This is a genomic window from Marinobacter sp. ELB17, from assembly GCF_000169375.1.
Classification (GTDB): Bacteria; Pseudomonadota; Gammaproteobacteria; order Pseudomonadales; family Oleiphilaceae; genus Marinobacter.
In genome coordinates this window covers 38,713-50,999 of record NZ_AAXY01000013.1, presented here as the reverse complement: position 1 = coordinate 50,999, position 12,287 = coordinate 38,713, and the positions used below count along the sequence as shown (strand labels likewise).

At 55.8% G+C, this 12,287-nt stretch carries 9 protein-coding genes; 8 read left to right on the top strand and 1 reads right to left on the bottom strand.

Annotated features, from left to right (window positions below):
- Nucleotides 1-35 precede the first annotated feature (35 nt).
- The 3 genes from prmB (at nt 36) to MELB17_RS14660 (ending at nt 3,369) form a co-directional block, all read left to right on the top strand.
- Nucleotides 36-938, top strand: a complete 903-nt coding sequence (prmB, locus tag MELB17_RS14670) for a 50S ribosomal protein L3 N(5)-glutamine methyltransferase (protein WP_007351072.1) — start codon at nt 36-38, stop codon at nt 936-938.
- Nucleotides 939-985: 47 nt separating this feature from the next.
- Nucleotides 986-2,080: a chorismate synthase gene (gene aroC / locus MELB17_RS14665; RefSeq protein ID WP_007351071.1), complete on the top strand. Its 1,095-nt coding sequence runs from the start codon at nt 986-988 to the stop codon at nt 2,078-2,080.
- 116 nt (nt 2,081-2,196) lie between these two features.
- Complete coding sequence (locus MELB17_RS14660; RefSeq protein ID WP_007351070.1) at nt 2,197-3,369, top strand: MFS transporter; 1,173 nt, start codon at nt 2,197-2,199, stop codon at nt 3,367-3,369.
- Between the two features lie 36 nt (nt 3,370-3,405).
- Here the strand turns inward: MELB17_RS14660 and MELB17_RS14655 are convergent, their stop codons facing one another.
- Nucleotides 3,406-4,293 (bottom strand): LysR family transcriptional regulator, encoded by an 888-nt coding sequence (locus MELB17_RS14655; protein WP_007351069.1) that lies wholly within the window; start codon nt 4,291-4,293, stop codon nt 3,406-3,408.
- Nucleotides 4,294-4,515: 222 nt separating this feature from the next.
- Here MELB17_RS14655 and leuC point away from each other — a divergent pair, with 222 nt between their 5' ends.
- The 5 genes from leuC (at nt 4,516) to MELB17_RS14630 (ending at nt 12,264) form a co-directional block, all read left to right on the top strand.
- A complete protein-coding gene (leuC, locus tag MELB17_RS14650) occupies nt 4,516-5,934 on the top strand; it encodes a 3-isopropylmalate dehydratase large subunit (RefSeq protein WP_007351068.1) in 1,419 nt (472 codons plus the stop codon).
- Between the two features lie 19 nt (nt 5,935-5,953).
- On the top strand, nt 5,954-6,601 hold the full coding sequence (gene leuD, locus MELB17_RS14645; protein ID WP_007351067.1) for a 3-isopropylmalate dehydratase small subunit: 648 nt from the start codon (nt 5,954-5,956) through the stop codon (nt 6,599-6,601).
- Nucleotides 6,602-6,646: 45 nt separating this feature from the next.
- Nucleotides 6,647-7,720, top strand: coding sequence for a 3-isopropylmalate dehydrogenase (gene leuB, locus MELB17_RS14640; RefSeq protein WP_007351066.1), 1,074 nt, complete (start codon nt 6,647-6,649; stop codon nt 7,718-7,720).
- Between the two features lie 161 nt (nt 7,721-7,881).
- Entirely contained in the window at nt 7,882-8,997 is a 1,116-nt protein-coding gene (gene asd, locus MELB17_RS14635) for an aspartate-semialdehyde dehydrogenase (protein WP_007351065.1), read from the top strand.
- 363 nt (nt 8,998-9,360) lie between these two features.
- The gene (locus MELB17_RS14630; RefSeq protein ID WP_007351064.1) at nt 9,361-12,264 is read left to right on the top strand and encodes a FimV/HubP family polar landmark protein; all 2,904 of its coding nucleotides are present in this window, start codon (nt 9,361-9,363) and stop codon (nt 12,262-12,264) included.
- Nucleotides 12,265-12,287: the final 23 nt, after the last annotated feature.

The window sequence follows — 12,287 nt, the reverse complement described above, 5'->3', positions numbered from 1 at the left end:
AGGTCTATTTTCCGTTCAGACAGGACTCTTTCGCCGTGACCCGCCCCGTTGATGATTTGGCCACCGTACGCGACTTTTTGCGCTACGCCTGTTCCCGTTTTGCCAAGTCGCCGCTGTACTTTGGCCATGGCACCGACAACGTTTGGGACGAAGCGGTACAGCTGGTTATGCGCAGCCTGCATTTACCGCTGGAAAACAATAGCCTGTTTCTGGATGCGCGCCTGGTACGCGAAGAGCGCGAGCTGATTCTGGAGCGCATAGAACGCCGAGTAGAAGAGCAGGTTCCGCTGGCCTATCTGTTGGGCGAAGCCTGGTTTATGGGGCTGCCATTTAACGTAGACCCACGGGTGCTGGTGCCGCGTTCACCGCTGGCTGAGCTGCTGGAAAATGGCTTGCAGCCCTGGCTGGGCGATGTTTATGTGGAGCGTATTCTGGATTTGTGTACCGGCAGCGGCTGCATTGGTATTGCCGCAGCCACGGTGTTTGACGGCGCCGAGGTCGACCTGGCGGATATTTCCACCGACGCGCTAGCAGTGGCCGATTCCAATATTGCCATGCATCAACTGGGCGAGCGGGTGCGCACCGTGCAATCGGATGTGTTCAGCAATCTGAATGAACGTTACGATGTGATTCTGAGCAACCCGCCCTATGTGAATGCACGGGACTTGGCCGGTATGCCTGCGGAGTTCGGCCATGAGCCGGTATTGGGCCTGGCGGCCGGTGAAGACGGCCTGGAGATTGCCCATCGCATATTGGCCGGAGCCGCTGAACGGCTGACCGACAACGGTCTGTTAATTGTGGAAGTCGGTAACAGCTGGCCAGAGCTGGATGCGGCCTATCCTCAGCTGCCGCTGACCTGGCTGGAGTTTGAAAACGGCGGCGACGGGGTGCTCGCTATTGTCGCTAAAGACTTGCGTAAATACCTGGCGAACAGCTGATAAGGTCTTTATACAATTTTTATAACAACTGGATAAGATACTGAATTATGTCTGGAAACACATTTGGCAAACTGTTCACGGTGACCACGTTTGGTGAAAGCCACGGGGCCGCTTTGGGGTGTGTGATAGATGGCTGTCCGCCGGGGCTCGAGCTGTCTGAAGAAGACATGCAGTACGATCTTGATCGCCGCAAACCGGGCACGTCGCGCTACACCACCCAGCGCCGCGAAGCCGATGAAGTGCGCATTCTTTCCGGTGTATTTGAAGGTCGCACCACCGGCACGTCCATTGGTCTGCTGATTGAAAATACCGATCAGCGCTCCAAAGATTATTCAAAAATTGCCACCCAGTTTCGCCCGGCCCACGCTGATTACACCTATCACCACAAATTCGGTGAGCGGGATCATCGCGGTGGCGGGCGCTCTTCGGCCCGCGAGACCGCCATGCGAGTGGCCGCTGGCGCCGTAGCACGCAAATTCCTGCTGCGGCGCCTCGGCATTACTGTGCGTGGCTACCTGAGCCAATTAGGCCCGATAAAAGCCGAAACCCTGGATTGGGAGCAAGTACACCAGAATCCGTTTTTCTGCCCGGACGCCAGCAAAGTGCCGGAAATGGAAGCCTACATGAAAGCGTTGGTTAAAGAGGGCAACTCGATTGGCGCCCGTATTAATGTGGTGGCCGAAGGCGTACCACCGGGGCTGGGCGAGCCGGTGTTTGATCGGCTAGACGCAGACCTTGCCCATGCTTTAATGAGTATTAACGCCGTAAAAGGCGTTGAAATTGGTGCCGGTTTTGGCTGTATTGACCAAAAAGGTACTCAGCACCGTGATGAAATGACGCCGGAAGGGTTTTTGTCGAATCAAGCCGGTGGCATTCTGGGGGGTATCTCCTCCGGCCAGCCCATTCTGGCAAGTATCGCACTCAAGCCGACCTCCAGCCTGCGCTTGCCGGGCCGGAGTATTGATGTCGACGGCAACCCGGTCGAGATTATCACCACCGGCCGCCACGACCCCTGCGTGGGCATTCGCGCGACGCCCATCGCCGAGGCGATGATGGCCATTGTGCTAATGGACCACTATTTGCGCCATCGCGGCCAGAACGCTGATGTGCGGGTAACCACGCCGGTGCTGCCTCAGCTTTGATACACCAGGGATGAGACACCAGGGACGAGACATCGGGGACGGATTTGAAATCCGTCCCTACTGGCTTGAAAATGGTACTGAAAGGTAGCGGCGCGAATCAAAGGTAAGGGGTAACAGTGACGCACTGGCGCCTGTCGAATTTGTATTTCTGGTTCTTCGCCCTGTTGGGTGGAATGCTGCCTTACTGGTCGCTTTACCTTGAAGGCCGCGGTTTTTCCTATCTGCAAATCGCCAGTCTGATGGCGACCATCCAGCTTACCAAGATTGTGGCTCCCAGCGTGTGGGGCCATTTGGGCGACCGCACCGGGCAAAGGGTGCGGTTGGTCCGCTTCGGTACGATCGTCGGTTCCTTGTGTTTTGCTGGCGTGTTTCTAGAGCCGGGCTTCACCGGCCTGCTGCTGGTTATGCTGGCGTTCACTTTTTTCTGGAACGCGGTACTCCCCCTTTACGAAGTCATCACCCTTCAGGTTCTGGGTGCGCAGCGGAACCAATACGGCAAAATCCGCCTGTGGGGTTCGGTGGGCTTTATTGCCGCCGTGGCGTTGATTGGCGTACTGCTGGAATGGGTGGATATTCGCTATTTGCCGATGCTGTTGATTCCGCTGTTTGCCGGCATTACGGTGTCGGCCTGGATGCTGCCGGTTGAAAAAATCGTTCGCACCCAGAAGTCCCCGCGGGGCAGCCTGAAGGCCATTTTGACTCATCCCGCGGTGATTGCGTTTTTTGTGATGAACTTTTTGCTGCAAGTGGCCCACGGCTCTTACTACACGTTTTTCAGTATTCACCTGCAGCTGCACGATTACGGCAAGCTGGCCATTGGTCTGTTGTGGTCACTGGGGGTTATCGCCGAAATTGTCCTGTTTATGGTGATGCATCGCCTGGGCGCGCGTTTCAGCGTGCGACACATTGTGCTGGCGGCCTTGCTGCTAAGCCTGCTGCGCTGGTTGCTGATTGCGGAAATGGCGTCGGTGCTGCCGGTGCTGATATTTGCCCAGCTGTTGCATGCGGCATCTTACGGCGCGTTACATGCGGTGTCGGTGCAGTACATTCAGGGCTTTTTTGGCCGCCATCATCACGGCCAGGGGCAGGCCCTTTATAGCGGGTTAACGTTTGGTGCCGGTGGGGCTTTGGGTGCCTGGGGTGCGGGGTTCCTGGTAGACGGTATTGATACCTCCGCGGCCTTCCTGGGCAGCGCGGTTGTCACCGCCCTGGCATTCGCCGCGGCCTGGCGCGGCTTGCGACCACCGCCTCCGCCGCCTGAGCTGGAGGCAAAGCGGGGACAGATTTGAAATCTGTCCCCGCTCTGCAGGGAATCTTTCCCCGCTTTAGCGGTTACCGCGCCGGGCTTTTTCCTGTTGTTCCACAATCGCCAGCAGAGCCTGGGCGGCACCGCTTAAGTCTCTGCCTGACAGGCCAATAGCACCCATCAGCCGCGCCACCGAATGTGCTACCGGCAGCGCCCGCAGGCTGCTGTCCAGCATGCGCACCGGCAATACGCTCCAGCCAAGACCCACACTGGTCATCATTTTCAGGGTTTCCAGGTAGTTTGTGGGCATCTGCGAGCTTAATGGCAGGTTGGCCTCCATAAATAGCCGGCTGACCAACCGGTAAGTGCCCGTGCTGGTGTCTGGCAACAGCGCAGCGTGGCCAGACAAGTCCGCCAGAGTAGGCTGTTCCAGCGCTGCCAGCGGATGCTCCGGCCCGACCACAAACGCCATTGGGTCTGGCCACTGGGCGTACACCTTAAAGTTCGGGTCTATACCATCGCTCAGGGTAACAAACGCCAGTTCGGCGCCGCGTTTGCGCATCTGGGCGTAGGCGGCGTCTGATTCCATAAATTGAAGATCAAGGGTGACCTGCGGATGGTCGCGTTTGAAACGCCGCAGCCAGTTTGGCAGGTGGTGCAGGCCAATGTGGTGGCTGGCAATAATCTGTAGCTCACCGGCCACTTCGCGGGTGCTTGGCGACAGCGCAATGCGGGCGTTGTGGATTTCATCCAGAATTCGCCTGGCGTGGGGCAGCAGCCGAGCGCCGGCGTCGGTTAACTTAAGCTGGCGCTGGCTGCGATCAACCAGCTCGGCGCCGAGCTGGGCCTCCAGAGCGGCCAGCCGCTTGCTGATGGCAGGCTGGGTAATGTGCAGCTGCTCGGCGGCTTCAGAGAACGAGCCCTGGTCAACAATGGCCAGAAAGGCGCGCAACGTGTTGGAATCCATATCTACCATGACCGCCGTCGGATAAAAGTGCTTTTTACAACACCCTGAAACGTTTCATTCTATTCGATAGTATTCCAAACAGGAATGCTATGCATAAAAAACATGAATTGAGGTTATTGGTCAGGCACTTTAAACTGTTCAGACAATCAGAATTCTAAAGGGCGCAGCTGTATCAACGGTGATGAGCTTTTTTTAAAACCCCAAAACGATGAGAGAGCAATCATGGCGGGTAAAACCTTGTACGACAAATTGTGGGACGATCATCTGGTAAAACAGCGTGATGACGGCTCTGCGCTTATTTACATTGACCGCCACCTGCTGCACGAAGTGACGTCGCCGCAGGCGTTTGAAGGTCTGCGCCTGGCCAACCGAAAGCCTTGGCGGATTGATGCCAATCTGGCAACGCCCGACCATAACGTGCCTACCACTGACCGCGCCATGGGAATCAACGGCATTGTAGACCCGGTATCGCGCATTCAGGTAGAAACCCTGGACAGCAACTGCGACGAGTTCGGCATTCTTGAATTCAAGATTAAAGACCAACGCCAGGGCATAGTGCACGTGATCGGCCCCGAGCAGGGTGCAACCTTGCCCGGTATGACCATTGTCTGCGGTGATTCCCATACCTCGACCCACGGCGCTTTTGGCTGCCTGGCCCACGGTATTGGTACCTCGGAAGTGGAACACGTGCTGGCTACCCAGTGCCTGGTGCAGCAGAAAATGAAAAACATGCTGGTGAAAGTGAAGGGCCAGTTGGGTAAAGGCGTAACCGCCAAAGACGTAGTGCTGGCGATTATTGGCAAAATCGGTACCGCTGGCGGTTCCGGGCATGCTATCGAGTTTGGCGGCGACGCCATACAAGGCCTGAGTATGGAAGGCCGGATGACGGTGTGTAATATGGCGATTGAAGCCGGCGCCCGCGTTGGCATGGTGGCGGTAGACGGCACCACTATTGATTACGTCAAGGGTCGGCCGTTTTCACCCGAAGGTGAAGCCTGGGATGCAGCCGTTGCTCATTGGCGCACCTTGCACAGTGACCTGAGCGCCGAATTCGACAAAGTGGTTGAGCTTGAAGGGGCGGATATTCAGCCTCAGGTAAGCTGGGGCACCTCCCCGGAAATGGTGGCGAATGTGGCCGGCCGGGTGCCAGATCCGGCGCAAGAAACCGATTTGATAAAACGTGAAGGGCTTGAACGTGCGCTGAAATACATGGGCCTGCTGCCCAATCAGTTGATCACCGACATCAAGCTGGACCGGATATTTATTGGTTCCTGTACCAACAGCCGGATTGAAGACCTGCGCGAGGCGGCGCTGGTAGTTAAAGGCCGCAAGGTGGCGGGTAGTTTGAAGCAGGCTATGGTAGTGCCGGGCTCGGGTTTGGTTAAATTGCAGGCCGAAGCCGAAGGGCTGGACAAGATTTTCCTGGAAGCGGGCCTGGAATGGCGCGACCCCGGTTGCTCTATGTGCCTGGCCATGAACGCCGATAAGTTGGGCCAGGGCGAGCATTGTGCGTCTACCTCTAACCGCAACTTTGAGGGCCGTCAGGGTTTTGGCGGGCGTACCCACCTGGTTAGCCCAGCTATGGCAGCGGCGGCAGCGATTGCCGGCCATTTTGTTGACGTTCGTGAAATGCTGAACTGATCCACAGGAGACAATAACCATGCGCGCATTTACCCAACACCAGGGCCTCGTAGCCCCCATGGACCGTTCCAACGTGGACACGGACATGATCATTCCCAAGCAATTTTTGAAGTCCATAAAACGCACCGGCTTCGGCCCCAACCTGTTTGATGCATTGCGTTATCTGGACGAGGGCCAGCCTGGCCAGGACAGCTCCCAACGCCCGTTAAACACGGATTTTGTGCTGAACCAGAAACGCTACAGCGGCGCCAGCGTGCTGCTGGCCCGCACCAATTTTGGTTGCGGTTCCAGTCGTGAACACGCGCCTTGGGCGCTGGAAGATTTTGGCTTTCGGGTGATTATTGCCCCCAGTTTTGCTGATATTTTTTATAATAACTGCTTTAAAAATGGGCTTTTGGCTATTGTTTTGGATGAAAAAATAGTTGATCAGATGTTTATTGAAGCTGAGGCCAGCGAAGGTTATGAACTGACGGTGAATCTTGCAGACAACACCGTTATCACGCCGTCTGGCGAATCTTTCAGCTTTGAGGTGGACGGCTTCCGTCGCCACTGCCTGCTGAATGGTCTGGACGATATTGGTGTAACGTTGGAAGACGCCGATGTTATTCAGGATTACGAAGATGCGCGCCGCAAAACCGCGCCCTGGCTGTTTGGTGCCGGCCAGTAATGTGGCTGTTAAACCAATGTCGAAACCGATATCAAGGAACCTGATATGTCACGAGCCATATTATTGCTGCCGGGCGACGGCATTGGCCCTGAAATCATGGGCGAGGCGGAAAAAGTACTGCGCCGGGTGAATGAGTCGTTCAAGCTTGATTTGAGTTTTCAGCACGGCTTGGTTGGCGGTGCTGCGCTGGATGATTCCGACACTCCGCTGCCGGATGAAACCCTGGAGTTGGCCACCAAGGCCGACGCGATTCTGCTGGGCGCCGTTGGCGGCCCGAAGTGGGACGGCCTGCCGATGGCGAAACGTCCGGAAAAAGGTTTGCTGGGCCTGCGTTCCAAACTTGAACTGTTTGCCAATTTTCGCCCTGCTATTCTTTATCCGCAGCTGGCGTCTGCTTCTTCGCTGAAGCCGGAAGTGGTGTCCGGGCTGGATATTATGATTATCCGTGAGCTGACCGGCGGTATTTACTTTGGTCAGCCTCGCGGTGTGCGGCAGCTGGAAAGCGGTGAGCGCCAGGGCTATAACACTTACGCCTACACAGAGACTGAAATTCGCCGTATTGGCCGGGTCGCGTTTGAAACAGCCCAGCAGCGCGGCAAAAAACTGTGCTCGGTCGACAAGGCCAACGTGTTAGAAGTGACCGTGCTGTGGCGTGAGATCATGAACGAGCTCAAGCTCGAGTATCCGAACGTAGAGCTGTCTCACATGTACGTGGATAACGCCGCGATGCAACTGGTGCGCGCACCCAAACAGTTTGACGTGATTGTAACCGGCAATATGTTTGGTGATATTCTTTCTGACGAAGCCGCCATGCTGACAGGCTCCATCGGCATGCTGCCATCGGCTTCGATGAACTCGGCGAAGCAGGGCCTGTACGAGCCTTGCCATGGTTCGGCACCTGATATTGCCGGCAAAGGCATTGCAAATCCGTTGGCGACCATTCTTAGCGTTGCGATGATGCTACGCTATAGCCTCGATGAAGGTGCCGCCGCCGCAGCCATTGAAGCCGCGGTTGGCAAGGTACTGGACCAAGGCTTGCGCACAGCGGATATAATGTCGGAAGGCTGCACCCGGGTTTCTACCCGTGAAATGGGTGAAGCGGTACTGGCGCAGCTATAATTGGACAGTGCTCTCAAATCGATAGTATTTTAAATCGACAGCATTCTAGTCCGACAGCATTCTAATTCGCAGTAATGCGACGTTGTTGCTGCGGAAAAATTCATTTTGTCTGCGCCAGCGACACCGGCAGCAGGCAGGTATAAAAGAGGTTCAAAAGCCGCATGAAGCGAGTTGGGCTTGTAGGTTGGCGTGGCATGGTGGGTTCTGTCCTCATGCAGCGCATGCGTGAAGAAAATGATTTCGCGGATATCGAACCGGTATTCTTTTCTACGTCGCAAACCGGGCAACCGGCGCCGGATGTGGGCCGCGATGGCATTTTGCCGCTGCAGGACGCCTTCGATATCGACACTCTAAAAACCCTGGACGTGATTCTGACCTGCCAGGGCGGCGACTACACCTCGGCGGTGTATCAGAAACTGCGTGACGCCGGCTGGAACGGCTATTGGATAGACGCTGCTTCTACCCTGCGCATGGTTGACCATTCTGTGATTGTTCTAGACCCAGTTAACCGCAACGTGATTGACGCTGCGCTCGACAAAGGCGTGAAAGATTACATCGGCGGCAACTGCACCGTGAGCCTGATGGTGTTGGCCTTGGGCGGTTTGCTGGAGCAGGACTTGATTGAATGGGTATCGCCCATGACGTATCAGGCCGCTTCCGGTTCTGGCGCGCAGAACATGCGCGAGTTGCTGAACCAGATGGGCGAGCTGAACGGCAGCGTTAAGGCCGAGCTGGATAGCCCGTCTTCTGCGATTCTGGAGATTGACCGCAAGGTGACCGACACCATGCGCAGCAACGACTTTTCGACCGAGCACTTTGGCGTGCCGCTGGCGGGCAGCCTGATTCCGTTTATCGACAAACAGCTCAAAAACGGTATGAGCAAGGAGGAGTGGAAAGCCGGTGTAGAAACCAACAAGATTCTGGGTCGCAGCGACAATCCGATTCCCATTGACGGTTTGTGCGTTCGAATCGGTGCCATGCGCTCACACAGTCAGGCACTGACCATAAAGCTGCGCAAAGATCTTCCTGTTGCCGAAATCGAGAAGATTCTGGCCGCCGGCAATGATTGGGTGAAAGTCATTCCCAATGAGCGCGAGGCCAGCATGCAGGAGCTGACACCGGCGAAAGTAACCGGCACTCTGAGTATTCCAGTGGGCCGTATACGCAAACTGGCCATGGGGCCGGAGTACATTTCTGCGTTTACTGTGGGCGATCAACTGTTGTGGGGCGCGGCAGAACCGCTGAGGCGCATGCTGCGAATTCTTCAGAGTCGTTGATTTAATGCCAACTGCGTCCGGTTTCAACCAACCGGGTGAGGGGCGAAGGCTGCTTTCAGCCTTCGCCCCTGTTATTTTTAGAACCACAAAAGCTGGTGTCGCCTCAGTGCCCGCAATGAATTTATGTTTGTGATGGCTGTGTGTTTACGATGAAAAGTTGGCAAAGTAGCGCAGCAGTGCACTGAAGAACGTTGATTCATTGATAAAATGATGCTTATCAACAATACTGGCCGAGTTGAGGATTAAAGTTCCGCCACACTTATACAACACCCAGACGGAAGTCATCCAACCTCGTCCGAAACTGCTTTAACGCCGTCGTGCACCGAAGCAGGTACGAACAACGGAGACTGGAAAGGAAAAAGCATGAAGGTACGCAAGCTTGCGGTTGCTCTGGCACTGGCTGGAGGTCTTGGCTCTGGCGTTGCACAAGCCCTGGGATTGGGGGAAGTGGAGCTTCAGTCCTACTTGAATGAGCCTCTGGATGCACAAATTGTGCTGCGCCAGAGTCGCGGCGTCAGCCCTGGTGATGTTTTCGTAAATGTGGCTTCGGAATCCGCTTATCAGCGAGTGGGTCTTAGTCGCGGCCAGTTTGCCAGTAAGCTGAAATTTCAGGTGGTTACCCGCAGTGATGGCAGCTTGGCAGTAAGCGTGTCTTCCCGCGAACCGTTACGAGAGCCGTACCTTAATTTTCTGCTGGAGCTAACCTGGCCCAGCGGCCGCTTGCTGCGTGAATACGCGGTGCTGGTAGACCCACCCGTGTATGCGGCAGAAACCGGCACCCGGGAACCGCTTGTAGCGGCATCGTCTGCTGGCGGCAGCAACTCATTGCCCAGCGCAAATAGCGACGCGGTAAGCCGCTCTGCGCCAGCCGGTTCTGGTTCCACTCAGTCTCTTGCGTCTGGCAGTGTTTACGGCCCTACAACGTCGTCTGACACCCTGTGGAGTATTGCCATCAAGATGCGCCCAAACAAAAGCGTATCTGTGCAGCAGGTTATGCTGGCGATTCAGGACCTTAATCCTGATGCCTTTATAGGCGGCAATATCAACCGGCTGAAACGCGGTGAAGTTCTGCGCGCACCTACGCTGGCGCAGATTGAGCGACTTGGCAGGGACCAAGCCACCCAGGCTGTGCGAGTGCAAAACCAGGACGTCATCGCAGCCCGTGCAACTATTGATGCCAGCGCAGCGGCTGCGCCTTCTGCGCCCGCGGCAATAGACGGCGGGGATGCGGAACTGAAACTGATTGTGGCCGAGACCGAAGCGCCGCAAACTGTTGATAACACTGAACAGAGCGGGTCTGCCGGTACTGATGGCAACCAGGTGGATGGCGCAGATGCCGGCACCACGGTAGCGCTCGAACAACTTGACAGTGCGCGCCGTGAAAACAGCGAGTTAAATACCCGTGTCGATTCACTGCAAGAGCAGATGAAAACTCTGCAGCGGTTGTTGGAGCTGAAAAACAGCCAGTTGGCCGACATGCAGCAGGCTGGTATCAACGGTGAGCGCGCAGTTGACAGCATGGACCAAAATGCCGCCGATGACCCCGCAGTTGCTGAGACTGGTGATACAGCGAATGCTACCAACGACCCCGCCGTTACTGTAGAGGATGACGCCGAAACTCAGGCCGAAGCCGAACCGCCTGCTGAGGTTACGGTGCAATCTCAGCAGGATGCACAACCACAGGCGACACAGCCTGATCCGGTCGAAGAAAGCGTGGCCCCGAGTGGTTTGGTCGACAGTATTATGAGTAACCCGCTGTACCAGATGGTTCTGGGCGGCGGTTTGCTTTTGCTGTTGTTACTGTTGCTTCTGGTGTCTCGCCGCAAATCCAAAAACCAGGATGTAGCCGAGAACAATACCGACTTTGAACAAGCGCCCCCGGTTGAACTCGTACCAAGATCCAACTCGTTTGACCTGGACCTTGACGATCATGAACCGTCAGCGCCTGAAGCTGGGCCAGACGTTCTGGCAGAGGTTGATTCCTACTTGGCTTACGGTCAGCACGAACAGGCGGTAAATACTCTGGAGTCTGCGATTTCCCGCGAGCCTAGCCGCACCGAACTGCGCCTGAAGTTGCTGGCGGTCTACGCGGACGCCCAGAATAGAGTGGCTTTTGAGCGCCAATATGGCGAGCTCAGTGCTTTAGATGATGACGAGGCCATGGCAGAGGCTGATCGTTTGCTGACAGATCTTGAGCAGGCGGAAGCGGCACCCAGCATCGATGATCTTGAATCTGAATTGCGCTCCGGTTCCTTTGCCGGCTCTTTCGGGAGCTTCGATGAGGAATCAGAAGATGCAACAGACAGCACCAATCCAGCGTCAGACGATCTGATAAACTACGATCTGTCCACTATTGAAGGCCTTGGCGACAAGGGAGAGCCCGCAAAGTCTGAAGCGTCGGAAGATTTTGACGATTTTGTGTTGTCCGACGACTTCGCCAGGGAATTTGCCGATGAAGACGCCGCACCCTTGGCCAAGGCGGACAACACGGCTAAGGCTGACGAACCCGTCAACACGGCCGGCAAGACGTCTGACGATGACGATCTAAGCCTGGATGAGGCCTTCCTGGACGAGTTGGATGCCGAACTTGATAAAGACGACCCCGAGGTCGAACTCAAGCCTTTTGACATGGAAGAATCGGATTTGGGCAAGCTGGACCCTGATCTGGATAAATTGGACCTGGAGATTTCGGACGACGACCTGGCGCTGATGGGCGAATTTGCTGATAGCGCAGACAGCACCAATCACGCCAATGGCGATGAAGCAGAAGCAGAAGCAGAAGAACTGTCGGAAATGACCGACGCAGAACTGTTGGCTTTGGAGCTGGGTGATGATCCGCAAGCCGAGGAAGAGCTGGGCATTAAGTTGGCCGCGAATCAAGACGACGAAGACGACATCAGCCTGGACGATCTAGAGACGCTGGAGTTGCCCGAAGAAGACCTTCCGGCGTATGACTTTCCTGAGGACGACCTGTCGGAAGACGACCTTCCAGAAGTGGACTTGTTGGAAGAGGATCTTTTAGAAGAAGACCTACCCATTGTGGCACGTGGCGCGCCTCGAGCGATCGACGAGAGCGATCTGGGTGACGACGATGATTTCGACTTCCTGGCTGGCACCGACGAGGCAGCAACCAAGCTGGATTTGGCGCAGGCCTACGTAGAGATGGGCGATATCGACGGCGCCCGCGACATTTTGATGGAAGTGGAACTCGAAGGCACCGATGAACAGAAGACAGAAGCGAAGGAACTGCTTAAAAATCTGTCCTGATTGGTTATAATCCTTTAAATAAA

Bases quoted from the DNA above. Each gene is read 5' to 3' on its own strand.
- aroC (WP_007351071.1), top strand. From the start codon at position 986: ATGTCTGGAAACACATTTGGCAAACTGTTCACGGTGACCACGTTTGGT.
- MELB17_RS14655 (WP_007351069.1), bottom strand. From the start codon at position 4,293: ATGGATTCCAACACGTTGCGCGCCTTTCTGGCCATTGTTGACCAGGGC.
- leuC (WP_007351068.1), top strand. From the start codon at position 4,516: ATGGCGGGTAAAACCTTGTACGACAAATTGTGGGACGATCATCTGGTA.
- leuD (WP_007351067.1), top strand. From the start codon at position 5,954: ATGCGCGCATTTACCCAACACCAGGGCCTCGTAGCCCCCATGGACCGT.
- leuB (WP_007351066.1), top strand. From the start codon at position 6,647: ATGTCACGAGCCATATTATTGCTGCCGGGCGACGGCATTGGCCCTGAA.
- asd (WP_007351065.1), top strand. From the start codon at position 7,882: ATGAAGCGAGTTGGGCTTGTAGGTTGGCGTGGCATGGTGGGTTCTGTC.
- MELB17_RS14630 (WP_007351064.1), top strand. From the start codon at position 9,361: ATGAAGGTACGCAAGCTTGCGGTTGCTCTGGCACTGGCTGGAGGTCTT.